At 34.7% G+C, this 17789-nt stretch carries 10 protein-coding genes; 4 read left to right on the plus strand and 6 right to left on the minus strand.

Translation table 11 applies throughout. From position 1 onward, the window contains the following. The first annotated feature begins 4 nt into the window (after positions 1 to 4). The 4 genes from JE46_RS00705 (at position 5) to JE46_RS00720 (ending at position 5664) form a co-directional block, all read left to right on the plus strand. Complete coding sequence (locus JE46_RS00705; protein ID WP_031453328.1) at positions 5 to 1429, plus strand: RagB/SusD family nutrient uptake outer membrane protein; 1425 nt, start codon at positions 5 to 7, stop codon at positions 1427 to 1429. A 5-nt stretch (positions 1430 to 1434) separates the two neighbouring features. Next, positions 1435 to 3876 (plus strand): zinc-dependent metalloprotease, encoded by a 2442-nt coding sequence (locus JE46_RS00710; protein WP_031453329.1) that lies wholly within the window; start codon positions 1435 to 1437, stop codon positions 3874 to 3876. Then, complete coding sequence (locus JE46_RS00715; protein WP_031453330.1) at positions 3873 to 4394, plus strand: DUF3347 domain-containing protein; 522 nt, start codon at positions 3873 to 3875, stop codon at positions 4392 to 4394. Before JE46_RS00710 ends, JE46_RS00715 begins: the two co-directional genes overlap by 4 nt. A gap of 310 nt (positions 4395 to 4704) precedes the next feature. Further along, entirely contained in the window at positions 4705 to 5664 is a 960-nt protein-coding gene (locus JE46_RS00720) for a YheT family hydrolase (protein ID WP_031453331.1), read from the plus strand. 93 nt (positions 5665 to 5757) lie between these two features. On the opposite strand, the gene JE46_RS00725 is transcribed toward JE46_RS00720, so the two are convergent. The 6 genes from JE46_RS00725 to JE46_RS00750 form a co-directional block, all read right to left on the minus strand. After that, positions 5758 to 6819, minus strand: a complete 1062-nt coding sequence (locus JE46_RS00725; RefSeq protein WP_031453332.1) for a glycosyltransferase family 9 protein — start codon at positions 6817 to 6819, stop codon at positions 5758 to 5760. A 147-nt stretch (positions 6820 to 6966) separates the two neighbouring features. Beyond that, a complete protein-coding gene (gene sov, locus JE46_RS00730; protein WP_031453333.1) occupies positions 6967 to 14085 on the minus strand; it encodes a T9SS outer membrane translocon Sov/SprA in 7119 nt (2372 codons plus the stop codon). A gap of 518 nt (positions 14086 to 14603) precedes the next feature. Then, positions 14604 to 15785: a DUF3570 domain-containing protein gene (locus tag JE46_RS00735; RefSeq protein WP_031453334.1), complete on the minus strand. Its 1182-nt coding sequence runs from the start codon at positions 15783 to 15785 to the stop codon at positions 14604 to 14606. Positions 15786 to 15802: 17 nt separating this feature from the next. Next, positions 15803 to 16036 carry a DUF4266 domain-containing protein gene (locus tag JE46_RS00740; protein WP_031453335.1) on the minus strand — a complete coding sequence of 78 codons (234 nt, stop codon included), beginning with the start codon at positions 16034 to 16036 and terminating at the stop codon, positions 15803 to 15805. Further along, entirely contained in the window at positions 16033 to 16926 is an 894-nt protein-coding gene (locus JE46_RS00745) for an FAD:protein FMN transferase (protein ID WP_236010706.1), read from the minus strand. The genes JE46_RS00740 and JE46_RS00745 overlap by 4 nt, the downstream gene beginning before the upstream one ends. Before the next feature lie 40 nt (positions 16927 to 16966). Next, positions 16967 to 17407 (minus strand): thioredoxin family protein, encoded by a 441-nt coding sequence (locus tag JE46_RS00750; protein ID WP_031453337.1) that lies wholly within the window; start codon positions 17405 to 17407, stop codon positions 16967 to 16969. Positions 17408 to 17789 lie beyond the last annotated feature (382 nt).

Below are 17789 nucleotides of genomic sequence, written 5' to 3' on the forward strand. Positions count from 1 at the left end.
AAAAATGAAACATTTACATACTATAATACTATCGCTAATCCTGCTAACTGCAGCATCCTGCGAAGAATATACAGATCTTACCCCTAAAGGAGCTTTAGTAGTAGAAACTGCAGATCAATTTTACGAAATGGTGTCTTTGCCAAACAGAGGTTATCCCATAAATAACTTTCAGTATCTGGTTGATGATCAATGGATGAAAGAGTCAAATGTAATAGGGCAAACACCAAACATCAATATTATTAATTTTACTTTTGATGAAACTACGGATAGGGTTTCTTTAATAAACAATTCAAGTTTTTATAATCAGGCTTATACCTATATTAACAGATGGAATACCATTATTACATTAGTTGATGATAGTAAGGGAGAAGCGAGTACCAAACAATTAGCAAAAGCAGAAGCCAAAATTAACAGGGCATACGATCACTTTTTATTAGTAAACCACTATGCAAAAGGATATGACCCGCAAACTGCTGCTACTGATGGAGGTATTTGTATTATGGATAAATTCGATTTAGAGGCGCAGCCATCAAAATCTACTGTTGCGCAGGTTTACGATTTTATTCAAAAAGATATTGAAGATGCATTGCCATATCTTCAGGAAAAACCACGTGATGTATACCACCCGTCTCTGGCATTTGCTTATGCATTCAAAGCAAAGGTTCATTTGTTCAAGCGTGAAATTGCTCTTGCAAAAGAGGCTGCCGAAAAATCACTAAGTTATAATAATAAAATATTTGACCTGGTTGCTTATAGTGCACAAGGAGGACCAAATGTACTTTCTGTACCGGCAGCAAATAATATAGAAGTACTAAGCTACCAGTATATGACAGGTTATAATGAGATGAATTTTGCATATCAAAATATCATAAGCCCTGAGCTGAGAACTTTATTTGGTACAAATGATGCACGTTTTAATTTGTTTTTTAATACAACCAGTACAACAAATCTGGATCAGGGATCAAATACAGCGTATTGGGCTACTGTATATACCAGATTCTTTTATCCTACTGTTGGAATGAAAACTACAGAGGTATATTTGATGCTGGCAGAATGTTATGCCAGAGAAGATAAGCTTACAGAAGCGGTTGATATTTTAAATACATTAAGAGCAAAACGTATTTTATCAGGAACGGTAAATTTAACTGTTCCGGCTACCCGAAAAGAAACCATGGAACTTGTTATCAATGAACGCAGAAAAGAATTACTTTTAGGTTTTAATCGTTTTTTTGATCTTAAGAGGTTAAATACTGAAACTGAATATGCAAAAACGATTACAAGAGTATTTCCAATCGTGAATAAGACCGTTCCTCAAAAAACGTATACTTTATTACCTAACTCAAGATTATATATTATTCCGTTTCCTTTATCTGTTCTGATAAAAAATCCAAAACTTACATTAAACACAGACGAAAAAGTTCCATTTTAATTCTGATGAAAAAAATATTTATAATACTAACCATGCTGCTTGCCATACAGCAGCATGGTTTTTCACAAAACCCGACAGAAAAAAAAGCAGACAGTACAAGCACGCAGCCAAAAGGTATGCTGGCTTACAGCAAAGTAATTACTGATAAAGCTAAAAGCAAAACAGGTCTTTTTACGGTTAGTCAGGTTGATACTAAATACTACTTTCAGGTTCCGGACAGTTTGTTTAACAGGTATATTCTGGTCGTAACACGTTATCTTTCTACTCCTGAAGGAATGGGAGTTTTTGGTGGAGAAAAAGCTAATGAGCAGACCATTTATTTTGAAAAAGGGGCAAACAATACCGTTTTTCTAAGATCATTACAATACAGACAGGATGTCCGCAACGCAGATTCGATGCTTGCAAAAGCACTGGCAGGAAGTAATGAAAATCCTATTGTGGCTGCTTTTTCAATAAAAACAACTAATCCGGATAATGGAAACGTTGTTATTGATGTGACAGATGCCTTTAAAAAAGAAAATGCAATGTTCTCTTTGGAGAGCAAAGAAAAAACAGAAAAAAAACTAACAGCTCTTGCAGATGATAAATCTTTTGTTGAAAGTATAGACACCTATCCAATTAACATCGAAGTAAAAACAACAAGAACATATACAAGTTCTACAGCCAGCAGCGGAACGGTAACACTTAGATTGAATACATCAATCGTATTGCTGCCAAAAATGCCAATGCGCAAACGTTTTGCTGATGAAAGAGTGGGGTATTTTGCGAATAAATATATTTTGTTTGATGACGATCAGCAGCGTGCCGAGAAAAAATTCATTATTCAGCGTTATCGTTTAGAACCCAAAGACAAAGACATCAAAAAATATTTAAAAGGCGAACTGGTTGAACCGAAAAAACAGATCGTTTATTATATTGATCCGGCAACACCAAAAAAATGGAGACCTTACTTAATTGCCGGTATTAATGACTGGCAGAAAGCTTTTGAAGCAGCAGGTTTTAAAAATGCTATTGTTGGTAAAGAATGGCCGGAAGATGATAAAACAATGAGCCTGGAGGATGCAAGGTATTCTGTAATACGATATTATGCTTCTGAAACTCCCAATGCTTATGGGCCACGTATAAGCGATCCGCGAAGTGGGGAAATCATAGAGAGCCACGTCGGCTGGTATCATAATGTGATGAAATTAGTACAAAGATGGTACATGATTCAGGCAGGACCTTTAGATCCGAAAGCCCGAAAAATGCACTTGGATGATGAATTGATGGGACAGTTAATCCGTTTTGTTTCTTCGCATGAAATAGGACATACCATTGGTTTACGCCACAATATGGGAGCGAGCAGCGCTACTCCGGTAGAAAAACTTCGTGATAAAAACTGGGTTGAAGCAAATGGTCATACCGTTTCTATCATGGATTATGCCCGTTTTAATTATGTGGCACAACCAGAAGATAATATTGGTCCGGCAGGTATTTACCCACGTATTGGAATGTACGATAAATGGGCTGTTAAATGGGGATATAGCTATCTTCCAAACACTAAAGATGAGTTTGAGGAAGAAAAAATACTGAGCAAGATGGCTACAGACAGCCTGACGGCCAATCCTAAATTATGGTTTGGAGGCGAAGGGAAAGACGAAGATCCACGAAGCCAGTCAGAAGACCTTGGTGATGACGCAGTACTTGCCAGCGATTACGGAATAAAGAATTTAAAGCGTGTAGTGCCTAACCTTGTAGAATGGACTTATGAGCCAAACGATGCCTATAACAATTTAGAAGATATGCATAAAGCGGTTGTAGGACAATATTCAAGGTACTTGTATCATGTGCTGAAATATATCGGTAATAACTACGAAACAAAAAGAACTGTTGAAGAAAAAGGGATCGTAAAACAGCCTGTACCAAAAGCAAAAGTAAAAGCAGCCATCGATTACGTAGGCAGACAATTGTTTGTGGCACCTCTTTGGATGTATCCACAAAACATTGATCAGCTTATTGCTTTAAAAACAGAAGATCAGATTTCAGAGCAGCAGAATCAGGTATTAAACATATTACTAAGTTCAGGGATACTTTACAATATCAGTCTTAAAGCGATGCAGTTTGAAGGAGCTTACACCGTTCCTGAGTTTTTAAACGATGTGCAGCAAACCGTATGGGTAAAATTTACCGGTGACGCAAAACAGGATTTTTACAGACGAGCTTTGCAACGTAGTTATATTGATAAGCTATACGTGCTGTTATTACCTAAAGAAGCAGAAGGGGCCAGAGCTTTAAATACAGCCCAACGTAGTGATGTAAGGTTATATGGAAAACAGCATCTTTTAAAATTAAGAACTGATGTTACAAAATTAATGAGTGCATCAACAGGATTAAACAAAGAACATTTTGAAAGCATTTTGATAGAAATTGACAAAATTATTTCAAAACTAAATAAAACAGATATATGAAAAAAATATTAGTTATAGCATTCATCTGCCTGAGTGCTCTGGGACATGCTCAATTAACTTCAAAAGAAGAAGTAACACCTGAATTAGTTGCTAAACGTGAAACACAAAAAAAAGAAGTCACAAAAAATTACCTGGCTTTAAAAAACAGTCTTATAATTTCTGATAGTCTTGCTGTTGTTAAAAATGCAGAGGCATTAAAGGTATCATTAAATAAGTTCAAATTTAAAAAACTAAGTCTTGAACAAATGAACGAGGCTACTATAAAAAGAAAGGATATTATTGATCTTGTAACTCAGGTAGCTGCTACTAAAAATATCAATAAACAACGAAAAATTGTTCAGGAACTTTCTGTTAAGTTCTGGGAGTTAGCACCAAAGTTCAAAGCTGAAGATGCAACATTATATCTTCAGGTCTGCCCAATGACAGGTGCTGTCTGGACAAGTGACAGTAAGGAAATCAAAAACCCTTATTATCCCAAAAATATGCTGACTTGTGGTGAAGTAAAAGCAACGTTATAAAAATTGAATTAGTTTGATAAATGCGGTATTCTGAAAAGAGCCGTATTTGTCTTTTTTAATAAAATCGTTTTTCTTTTTTAACAAACCAATATTTTTAATTTGTCAGAATAAAATTTGTTCGGCAGTTCAATACTTATGGTTTTAAATTAATCACTTCCCGGATAGGTAGTTGTCCATGCTCTGCGGAACAATTTATCTTCTTTAGTTGTATTAAAAAAGAACCATTTAGAAAGTGAAATAAAAAGACAGTATTAACCGACATATGGATTGATTTCTTAGATTTGTATTAAGGACTCTAAAACTTTTTATTATGCCTATAGTTGAACAATCAGAATATAATTTTCCGGCTATAATTCATCGTAACAGGCATATTTCTACCATTTATGCTGCTGTTTTTAAAAGGTTTGAAATTCCAAAATATACAAGAGAAAAGCTCGAGTTAAGCGACGGAGATTTTATTAATATTGATTTTATTATCAATGATTCTAAAAAGGCAGTCATTTTATGTCATGGTTTAGAAGGAGATTCTCGCAGAACATACAATAATAGTTGTTCGGCTTATTTTCAGCAGAAAGGTTTTTCTGTTTTTGCATGGAATAACCGTACCTGTGGAGGAGAAATGAACCGTCTTCCCAGACTTTATCATCATGGCGCAGTTGATGATCTTGATGAAGTGATTAGATTTGTAATGCAAAAAGGATTCGAAGCAGTTTATTTGATCGGATTTTCTATGGGAGGTGTTCAGCTTCTGAATTATTTAGGATGGACAGAAATTGATGAGCGTATAAAGGCTGCAGTCTCAATTTCAGTACCAACTCACATCGCAACAAGCGCTGCTGTCCTTAAACAAGGATTTAACCGAATCTATTTAAAGAATTTTACAATCGATATTAAAAGAAAGCTGAAATACAAAGCGGCACAATTTCCTGATTTTATAAACCGTGATCAAATTGATAAAATTTCTTCTTTTGATGAAGTAGATCAGTATTTTACTGCACCACTGCATGGTTTTGCAAGTCGTGACGATTATTACCAGCGTGTTTCTCCTGAATTTTCCCTTAAAAACATTACCACTCCCGTTTTAATTATTAATTCTCTTGATGATCCTTTTTTAGGCGAAAGGTGTTATCCCAGAGCTATAGCCCGGGAAAGTGCATACGTATATCTGGAAACCCCTAAATACGGAGGGCACTGTGCTTTTCCTTTGCGTAATTCAATGTATTCCTATGTTGATAAAAGAGCCTATGAGTTTTTTGAATCTTGTAAATAGACTGCATAATATTTCCTGAAAACTTTGAATATCGATATATTTTCAAAACAAAAAACTGAAAGTCTGTGTTTCAGGATTTTTAATTTATAAATTTCAGGTACGTAAACGGTATCGCAGTATAGTTTCTAAAACTTCTATGATATTTTCTATATTGTTATCAGCAGTTTCAATACCAAGACTATTGTGATTATACGGACTATATTTTAACGGGTTTGTAACATTGAACAGTCCTATGACAGGTATTTTTGAAGCGCTGGCCAGATGCATAATTCCGCTATCAGCCCCTATAAAAACAGATGTATTGGCAATAACAGAACCTATTTCACGAATATCCCGACTATAATAAGTTAAAGCTTTAGACCCAATCTGTGAAATATTCTCGACGGGCAAAATTTCAATAATGGTATAATCTAAGAAATGGAGACGAACTTTTTCATAAAATTCCTCCCACCATTCAACAGAATGACATTTACTTCCGGTGGCATAGGTAAACAGACTGATTACTTTTGTATTTTCTGGTACTAATGCTTGTAAAATTTTACGTCCATTTAATATTTCCGAATGATCTAATTTTAAATCCAAATAAGGAACCTTGTCACTCTTGTCGAAGATGTTTTCCTGTAGTCCGGCAAAACGAAAATTATATACCGGAGCTTTGGCGATATGTTTGAAATCAAAATACATTAATCCAATAGACTCATTTAAAGAATCTCCAAAAAGCTTAAATCTAGCCCGTGAAAACCGGACAGATAATCTGCCTGATGAAGATACTTTATCGACGTTAATAGCCAAATCATAACTTGTCGTTCTAATTTTTAACCAGGATTTCAGATAACGAAAAGGTTCTTTGAAAGGCTTTTTAGGCAGTTCAATAATAGTATCTATAGTATCATAATTCCGGAATATTTGAGGGGCTACACCGCCTTTTACAAATAAGTCAATCTTACATTGAGGATAAACTGCTGCAATTTCCTGCAACAAAGGGGTGATTAATAAAAGGTTGCCAAGTCTTTGATTGGGTCTCGAAATCAATATCCTTCTAATGTTGGTATCCTGGAAAATGTTTTCAGACGAGTTGTTTTTACGTCCAACGTTTGCAGTTAAGGATCGCATTAAGGTCCTTCTTATTATATTTATTCTTTTTTTAAATTCCATTTCTGTATGCTTTATTTTAATTAGGATTTATAAAAGTATAGCCACATAGATCCTTGAGCACTTCTAAATCTACTTACCCTGAAATTTCATAGACGAACTATCTGATTTTACGCCATTAAGTAAGAATTAATGTATTGCTTTGCGGGATTAATTTCCAAAAGCATAACGCAAGGTGAATCCGGAACTAATGGTCGTAAGCGGTAATGAGGTTGAAATTGCCGGCTTTGAAAAAGAGTGATTGTAATAAAAGATCATGGTTAAGTTTTTACTTAGCGAATAATCTGCGCTGGTTTTTAAAGTCCAGATATTTTGTCCGGCAACTAACTGATTATTTTCGTAATCAAGATATCTTACAATGGTTTGATTGTTTCTTAAAGTCAAATCGGCTTTTATAATGATGTCACTTTTTATTGTATTGGTAAGATTATCAGCTAGTTTTGAAGTAAAAACAACATCTTTTATTCGATATCCAATTCCTATTACATATTCAATTCCGCTAACTTCTGTCAAATTATTATTGTCAAAACTCATTGATAACGTCCTGTCTTTATTAATTTGGGTCAAAAGTTTAAAAGAGTTTTTTAATTCAAAATCAACTTTTAAGAACGGGTTAAATTGTTCAGTCAAAGTCACATTAGAGGTTATGGTCTGGTTGTAGTAGTTTCCATTATCATCCATTCCGTCTGGATTTTTGGTGTAATTATAATTTGAATTAAAAGCACTTACCGTATAAGTTGCCTGATAACTGTGCTGTAAAGAGAATCGTTTGAAGTTTTTTTTGAAAAATTGGTAACGCATCAGACCATTATATTTCAGCGACCAGTTTGGGATAGGAATATTTTTAAAAATCCCTAAGGCCGAATTATTGGCATCGACACCTGTATAAGCTGCTAAAAAAGAAGCTAATAAAACAGCCTGGTTGGTGCTGCCATACCCCAGCGGAAAACCGTCCGGACCTACATTGGCGGCATTATTTATGTTGATTCCTCTTTCTATAGCGAGTCTCTTTGCTATTATGAGTCTGTTTTTTCTAAAATCATTAAAAGCTTCTGAGCTATTTTCATCGCTGGTTAAAAAGGCAGTTTTGATTAATACTGTCGAAATTGAAAATGCACCGGAAGTATAAGGAGATCTTGAATTGTAGTGACCATTGCTGACATCATATTGTTCAGAAAAATTTTCAGAGTAGGTTCTGTTTGCAAATAAATCAATCTTTAAATCTGTTATAGGTTCTATATTGGCGAGACCTTTAAAAATCTGACTTTTTGAGGTTGTATAATTTTGATTGAAATCCTGATAAGTAGTCAGCCAGCCCTTTCTGGCAGCTTCATCGCGAATATCATGCTGACTTCCAAAAATAAACCCTAAAGTAGGTTTTGAGAATCCCATAAACCCCGATGTTGGAAGATAACCGGGTAAAACTGTTCCTTTGTTTTCGGTAAAATTCAACGTAAGATTTTTTACGCAGGTCAATACATTGTAAAAACTTTTTAAAAATGAGCTTCTGATGCTTTTTTGAGGAATATCTGTACGTGTAATTTTTTCGCCGGGTTTGATAACGGTTGTCTTTTTTACAGGAGTTTTAACATCGGCAGTTTTTGAAATTCCGACATATTTATAAAAAGTCTCCATATTAAATGAGGCACTTAGATTGCTTGTATTAGCATTTTGTACCGTATTGCCTAAATTATAATTGATACCATCGACTTCTATTTCTGTTAATGCTTCAGAAGAACGCTGCCAATTATAATCACCGGTATAAGTCAGATTGGCTTTCACAAAACTAAATACCGGAATTTTATTCAGCGGAATTTCATAAGTTATTACAAGCTTCTGAGCATGTTTGTTGGGTTTTCCGGGATTAAAATAATTATCAGAAATTTTGAAATTGTCAATAAGCAGATTATCACTGTTCAGATAGTTTTTTACAATATTGCTTGATGATGATGTAAAATTTAAGCGTAAAGATTTTGTCAGGTTAAAATTAAAGCCATATTGAACATTAAATTCAAAATTCCTGCTGTACGATGGATCTAAAGTAATTCCTTCAACATCTACTTGCCGGTATTGCTGTTTGTTATACTGCCTGATAATATTTGTGTTGAACGTAATATTTGAAGGCATATAATTAAAATTAAAATCACTCAAAAGCTTCCAGTAATTGCTTTTTTTCATGAATTTGGTATTCTTAAAAGGTTCAATATTTTTAGTCTCTGCACTATAATCATAATTTAATGCGGTATTGGTTTTTTGATCAACATAGCTTTCTCTTTCATAATCATGACTGGATGTTTCGTTGTAAGATTGTGAGAATGAAAAATTTTCAATATCATAAATATGCGCTTTCTGTTCCGGTTTCCTTTCTTTCTTAATTCCAATTAAATTAATACTGGTATTTTTAGTATAATCGACCGCCCGGTTTTTAATATTTGCTTTTTCTTGTTCGGTTTCTGCAGCATCTATGGCTGTCTGCAGTGTAATATCAGGATTTTCAGGATCGTATTTGGGAGTAATAAAAGCTTCGGATGCTGCATAATTTAGTGGTAGGTTTAGGCTCCAGTTTTTTGGTAGTAATTTGCCAAAATTGATATTGGTCATTACACTATATTGCTTTACATCTTCCTGGCTTCTTTCGCCGGAACTCTGTTGTAAAGACCCAAATCCCATGGTACTCATTTTTCCGGTTGCTGAAATAGTAGCAAAATCAGCCAAATTTGAATCAAGATTTACAACGGCCGCCATTCCGCCGCTATTATCCATTTCTGCCAGTCGTAATTCATCAAACCAGACTTCTCCTTTTATATCCTGATGCAAGTCATTATTTTTTATTCCGACCATTAAAGTCCTTACAGATCCTAAGTTGGGATTCCCTTTGACCCCTAATCTTAATTTATTGATTTTATCACCTAATGAAGGATTCATTTGCTCATCATCTTCATTTAAATAATAAATTCCGTCAGCAGGCAGATCAGCAGTTGCAATCTTTTTATAGAGCATTTTTAATTGAGACAATAGAGAGAGTGACAAATCGATTTCATTATCCTCAGGCCAGACAATTTCTGAACTCAAAGGCGAACAACTTGAGGAAAGCGTAACTTTTAAAGGAATTTCAATCTGATAAAAATTTTCTGTGTAATCATTTCCTAACCGTATAAAAGCTGTCATTTGATTGTCTGAAAGTGGTATTTGACCGGTTAGAGATTCGGCATGCAAAAACATTTTCAGTTTTTTATATTGTCGCATATCCATACTAATGCTTTTATAAACTGCTCTTGAATCATTAGGTTCTAATCCTTTACCTGAAACTTTTAGTCCTAAAGACTGTTCATTTTGGTAAGTAACAGTATTTCCGCTATAGGATTGTTCTCTTTCTACGCCCGGAGGCAAAACATAATTTACAGGGCACTTTCCATCATTTTCTTCAATATTTATTGTCAATACATCTATATCTGTATTATCATCGTCCGGACTGCTGTCTGCAATGTCTAAGGTTTCGGTGTATCTTCGCCATTCACCTCGCTGCAAATCCAAAGAACCAAAACGTAATGTTACAGGTTCACTAAATCCGGTCATAAACATTCGCATGAAACGTATAGAGGTAAAATCTGAGATGCTTCCAATGATGTTTTCAGGCTTTGAAATCGGAATTTTAAACTGAATCCATCTGGCTTCTGTTGAATTTCCGTTGAGCAGTGTAACTTGCGTATTTCTAATATCGGTAATATAATTTTGGCCAATTTCCATATTCGGTTTCATATCAATACTATACTCATAATAGGCATTGATGGTATTCATGGTATAATCATTATTAATATCTTCCGTATTGGGCAGCGTAGTAGCCCCTCTGTTGGCATCATCTGCACTTACGGCTGAGTTTCCATCAGTACCATTGTATTTTTTATAGCGTTCTAAAACATCTCCGGTGGTATTCAAATAGTAGCTATAATCATCTGCAGCCGGATCAGTTTCAGCACTATAATTGGTATAAATCTGAGTTTCCTGACTGTTTTTTAAACCATCCAGTCCCACATCCTGATTAGATCGATTGGCAGTATCGGTATCAAAGGCATACGTTAAGGATTGTGAAGCAGGAACATCACCCCAAATTCCTTGCGGAGTTACCATAAGCTGGCCTGTTCCAAGTCCGTTTTCGTATTGTTTTCTTCCGTCTTTCAGAACGTCTTCGGAGATTTCGCCTAAATTAAAATACAATTTGCCGGAATTGTTATCATTCGTTTTGCTGTTTCCAACATAAGGATCTAAAACCCAAAACTGAATATATTCTACATTTCCCTGTTCAAAATTGGTTGAAGTAAGGGCTCTCATGATACCTCCAAAATTATCTTTTGGAGTATTTGAAAAATCTACTCCATTATTGTAAGGGCCTCTTTCTGAAGGGTAATAGCTTAAATCCAGCGTGTTGACAACAAGTGTTTGTCCGGTTTCTGTTTCCAGGTTCGGATATAATTCTTCTTTGTAAATTCTTCTGCTAGTATTCAGGGAAAGATCATTATTTGAAATTCCGGATGGTTTAGAGGTATAAAAAACAGGATCAATTGTATACCAGGCCAATTTGGCTCTTTTGAAACCGTAACTTAAATCATTGGCACTTTCGTTAAAATTGTAGGCACTCGAAGTATTATTTGTGGGAGTTGACGATAAACTCCATGCATAGGCCGAACTCAAATCCGTAGTTGAGGCAGCGCTTTCAAAAGCATCTACATAAATAGTAGATTCTCCTTCAAAATCACTTGCTTTTGCGGTGTTTGGCTTTAGATACGCAACTTCTCCGCGTACTGAAATGTTTGACGGAACATCAGTATCAATATTAGGAAGTTTGTTAACCAGTCTGGTAAAAAAGGGAACTTCACTAGAAAAATTAGTATTGAGCCCAAAAATAGTATTATCTACAGATTCCTGACCATAAACTGATTTTTGAGTTAGCGGTTTTTCGGTATATTTTAAATAAGTCGCCCCAATCGTAAAATTATCTGAGATTTTATGGTCAATATTTAAGCCAATGAAACTTTTAGTCTGTTGCCCAAAAACAGAATTATTTTCTAATGTTACCGTAATACTGGCATTGGAGGCTAAAAGCGCCGCATCAAGAATATGAACTTTTCCTAATTGATAATCAACGCTGTAATCGATTCCTTCGGTCAATGTTCGCCCATCAGCAGTAACAATTACAGAACCATTTGCAACATTGAATGAACCTATCGAGATTCCGTCTGATCCTGATGATTTATATTTTCCTTTTAGTAAATATTTGTTTTTATCACTGTCCTGCAAAGCACCTGTTTGTGTATTGTTGTACAAACTTCTAAAGACATATTTTTTTTGATTGGCGTTGTAGGAAGTAGTATTGTTGTAGTCTTCAGTTGAACTAGTCGATAGTTTTTTAAAAATTAACTCTCCAAAAGGTTCTTTTGTGGTAAAAATGATTCTTCCGTTCGTGGCATCCATTGTGATACCGGAGACGAAATCGAAGAAACCGTCACCACCTTCCTGAGGGTCATTAGTCGAATTTAACCTGTCCAGATTAAAGACTTTCAGCAAAGGAGTTTCTGCTATTTTGTTTTCATCAGACGGGTTGGGAGGGAAGGATGTTACCGGCTTAATATAATTTAACGGTGATGGATCAGAATAAAAAATATTAAATTTAAAATCTTCCTGACTCAACTGATAGCCGCTTGGAATTTGATAAATGTTTTTCATCATCAGATTCCAAACAGGATTTTTTAAATTTACAAGACTGCTTTTTAGCATTTTTAATACTAAACTTTGCGTAGTAACAGTTTCTGAATTTGTAACCACAGTAGCGTCAACACCATCACTGGCAAATTCTCCTACCTGATACACCTGGTCGCCGGAGGTGTATTGGTAAGCAACAGCCAGTACTTCATCATTGGCGAGTTTTTGTACCAGAGAAATGTAGCCCAATTGTTTATTTAAAGTGTATTCAGTTGAACTTAATTTTCGGGCATTTTCGAGTTTTGAATAATCCTGTCCTTCACTTACCGTAACATTAAATCCGGAAGATGCAGTAGCGATTTCACGAATATTACTATTCAGTAAACCGCTTTCGGACTTGATTTGAGCAGGATCGTAATCGTTATTTGAGTTGTCCGAAGGCGAATCAGCACTGTTGTTAAATATTCCTGACGACGGATTCAAAATCACGACCTGATCATCTGTAAGACCAGATAATTGTGATTCTCCCAAATCCTGAATTGCAATAATATTTCTCAAATTATTTGCGGTTGTACTGACCTGGCTTTTTTTATTGGTCACCCACACTTCAATTCTTGAAATCTGGATTCGGCTGTCTATTAGGGGATAATTTTTTAGTGAGGTATCGTATTTATTTCTAAAGTATTGTGATAAGAAAAAGTGTCTGTTGCTATCGTAATCAAGCGCATACATATTAAATTCCTGAACGGCTCCGCTGCCTTGTGCGGTGACACTTTTTGTTTCTGATTTTTGCTGTGAGAAAACGCCGGTAACAGTAGTTTTTCCAAATTGTAATTGTGTTTTTACACCAAATAAATTTTGTGCACCAGTTATCAAAGTACTGTTTAAAGGCATACTGACATTTCCAACTTCAATGTTTTTAACGATATCATCTTCGTCTGGGGTATAGGCCAATTTGAATAAATTTTGAAAAGCAAATGTAGATTGCGTATCGTAATTTAAATTTACACTTAATCTCGTACCCACCTTTCCAACCAAAGACATACTAATTCGCTGGTCAAAATCAAAAGTGAGATTCGATCTGTTACTTGGCGATAATGCAGGATTATCTTGTTTAGAATACAATAATCCCAAGTCCATTTCTACAGACCCTGAAGGTTTTACATCGATAGTATTACTTCCAAAAATGGATTCAAAAAATCCTGAATTAATATAATATCTTGGCAATAAATCTTTTTGTTTTGTTTCTGAACCTGCTTTTTTAGCTTCAATAGCATCCGCTTTTTTTCTGAAATAATTTCGTCTGGATTCTTTCAATACCAAATTTTCATATTCAGCTGGTGTTAGAAACAAAGGATAATTGATTGAGAAGCCACTCTCAGAATCGCTATAAACGTAAGTATTGGTAAAAGAATCATAAACATAGTCGGATAATAGGCTTGCAGGATTTGTTATTTGAATTTTTCCAATAGCAAATCCGCTTTTTACAGTATCCTGAACAGTAACAGCAACTTGAGCCTGTGATACAAAAGCGCAAAGAAACATCAAAATAAAAAATAATTTTTTATGCATTTAAAGGCTTTCCGGTAACCTTTATTGTTTTTTAAAAGGATTAAGATGTTCTTTAATTCAATTTGTTTTCAAAACTAAAACGAGTTCATGTTATCATTAAAATGATAGTATAAATTGCTTATTGAAACAAAAAATTATGTGATGTTACCAGAAAGTAATTTTGCTGAATAGGCAAATGAATTTTAAATGTGTAGAGGTTTATTCCTCCCAATTCCTATTCAAAGAAATTACTTAAGGCTGGTATAAAATAATAAAGTAGAAGTATGAAGCTATTTGCTATACAAGGTTGTAAATTCGATCGATGAAAATATTTGAAAAGAACAAATAGGATATAAAAATCAAGAAAATTTAGGGTTTTTATAAAAAATCCCTGGTTTCAAATTTTATGAAACCAGGGAATTATATAAAACAACATTTTTAAAACCAACAATTAAGTTGTTTGTATGGAGTTTTTACCGATAAAATTTTGAAATTTACCCTTGTATTGTTCCGTAACCCTAACTTTTTAAGCTATAGGTTTATTTGTATTTAATATTAAGACTTATAATATCAGAAGTCAAATTGTTGGATCTATCGTAATGTCCGTATCGGATTTCAAGCGTATTCCAATGTTTAAGACCAAAAATACCATCTGGAGGTGTGAATTTCATCCCCATTCCAAAAAAGCTGCTGTCAAATTTCGATAAGTCATAGTTGCTGGTGTAAAATTCATCAGCACCAGTATGAACTCCATAAGGCTTGAAATACTTTGCGGCACTCTGGGTGTAATATCTGTAAAAAGGACTTAACGAAAATGCCTGAGTCAGCTTTACCGGTATTTCAAGATCAGCAGTATGGGCTTTTAAATTCCAGTCATCGGTATAATACCTGTAGTAAGCTCTGATGATAATATTATCGCCTAAAAAATAACTGGCTCTTATTCCCAATGGAATTTTAAGCCTGGTATCAGGCATTTTTTCCTGATGAACGGAATTATCAGCAAAATAAACCCTGTGAAAAGGAAGGCTTAAGTAACCGTTCTGACTGATAATATCTCCTACAAGCATAACCTGAAGCCTTTGGTTGATGATTTGAGAATAACTTAGTGTTCCGGCAAAAGTATTTCGGTTTGCGCTTCCATAATTTTCACCTGAAGTACGCAGTTCAAGAGGATCAATAAGTTTTAACTGGTCAATAAACGTTTGGAATTTAGCTGTAAATTCACCATTCTTATTTTTTGTTTTTTGTGAGAAGCTGATGTTTCCTCCAAAAGACTGATAATCAAATTCTGTAGAGGATGAAACGCCTATTCCAAAAGTTCTTCCTTTTTCTTCATTCTCCCTGAGATAGCTTAAAGAAGGGTAGAAGCGATTATCTGAAGAAGAAGCAGAAGAATTAGCACTCAGGTCAATCATATCTGAAGAGGCTGATGTATAGTGATCTATACCTGCTTCAATATCAAAAGTATGTTTAATTCCTGTTTCGCCGTATTTAACGAGTTTAACATCAATAGTATTCGCTATATCGGTTAGGTGCTGTGATCCGATTCCTCCTCCGACAGCTGAATTATTACCATCCTGTTTATAATAACTCGATACTAAATTAACCTCTTCAAGTTTTAATTTTTTGCTTTTGTAAGCTGTCGAATCAGAAGGTATATTTTGCGCTTTTAATTGGAATAAAGCCAACAATGCAAATCCTGTAATGAATATTCTTTTCATGTGTCTATGATATCAAATTAGTTACAGCCACAGCCTCCGCCGCTTTTGCCTGCATTTGCTCCCGAAGCTCCCTCGCGGTAGGATTGAAAACTAAGTTCTGTTTTTTCAATTTTCCTGTTGGCAAGTACCATTTCAGAATCGTTGATTTTTCCCTTCTGATATTCTTTAACAGAAGTACAGGATGATGTGAGAATGCCTGCTAAAGCAATACTGCACAAGAGTACGAGATTTTGCTGCTTTTGATTTTTCATTTTAGGCGAATGTTTTTTGAAGTGTAAATTTTATTGTTGTCATCTATTATTATGCAATGCAAATCAGGAATCTGATCGATTAAAAACAAACCAGCTTTGATTCCCATAACGGCTATTGGAGTAGCCATTGCATCTGCAAATTCAGCATTTGATGCGATAATCGTAACGCTTTTTATTCCCGTTATCGGAAGGCCTGTTTTTGGATCTATGGTATGTGAATATTTCCTGCCGTTAATGGTTACAAATTTTTCATAATTTCCGGATGTGGCTACTGCTTTATTGGATATTTCCATGTAAGAGAAAGCGGCATTTGGAGCATCAGGATCAGCTACTCCAATAGTCCATCTGCTGCCATCGGGCTGTAATCCCCATGCACACAAATCCCCGCTGGCATTAATGATGCCGCTCTTTACATCGCGTTTCAGCAGGACTTGTTTTGCCATTTCGGCTGCATAACCTTTACCAATTCCTCCAAAGCCAATGCGCATTCCTTTTTCTTTTAAAAACACACTTGTATTTTCTTTATCCAGAATTATATTTCTGTAATCAATAAGATGTACCATTTTCAAAGCTGTTTCGCTATCTGGAAGTGAGGTCATGGAACGATCAAAATTCCAAAGTGTTTTGTCAATGCTTCCGTATGAAATATCAAAGGCACCCTGAGTAATACCAGAAATACCAACGGATCTTTCAATAAGATTGAAAACTTCCGGATCAACCTTTACAGGATTGATGCCGGCAGCACTATTAATCTGATTGGTCTGGCTGTCATCTTTATAGGTCGTAAGCAGATTTTCAATACGCTTAATCTCTTCAATTGCAGCATTAATATGTTCGTCAGCAGTAACCTGTTCCCCGGCTGTAACAGTAATAGTGAACATATTTCCCATAAGTTTCAGGGACTGGGAATATTTTTGATGACCGGACATATTATTTTCTATTATCACATAAAGCTTTTATCTCAGCTGTCCACTGTTCTGGAGTGCCCTGTGGTTTTCCGTGCCATGTTTTGAGGACTTTTCCTTCTGAGTCAAGCAGCAGTGTTAAAGGAAAACTTCCTTCTTTATTGTATATTTCAGCAAGCTCTTCATTTTGTTTTACCTGTTCAGGAGTACCAATATTTTTCTTTTTTCTTGGGAAATCAGCATTTACCAATACTAAATTTTTGTCTGCCAATTCAGTAAAGGAAGGATTCTGAAAATAATCTCTATGCATTACAATACAAGGCCCACACCAGTCCGAACCCGAAAAATTAAGAAGGATGAGTTCGTTTTTTTCCTTTGCCGTTTTTTTTGCCTTATCAAAATCAGCCTCCCAGTTTATAGTTCCCGGAAGAATACCCAATAAAAGGAACATAGTTATTAGTTTCATATTGATATGTGTTTATATATCTAATTAACGAAATATATGCATTATTGGTTTTTCAGAAGTCTTAAGATTTGATTAAGTTTTCAAATTTTACTTTAGAATAAAATGCATCTGTAATTTTTAAGCTTCATAAATATTATACGTATTTATTTTAACTCTTATAAATATACTTATTTTTTTATTTTTTTATTTTTTTTGTAGGATAAATATATTAAAAATATCTGTATTTTTGAAATGTTTATTCTAGCTATTATTTATTGTCTTTCATTAAATTAGAATTAAATTATTTATCTCTAGAATGTTGTTGATTTTGTACTCTAACAATTGAATACTTAATGCTACTGATGTTAAAAAAAACTTTCGTTTAACCTAAAGTCTGTAGCCC

It is taken from the genome of Flavobacterium chungangense LMG 26729 (assembly GCF_000735715.2).
Lineage (GTDB): Bacteria > Bacteroidota > Bacteroidia > Flavobacteriales > Flavobacteriaceae > Flavobacterium > Flavobacterium chungangense.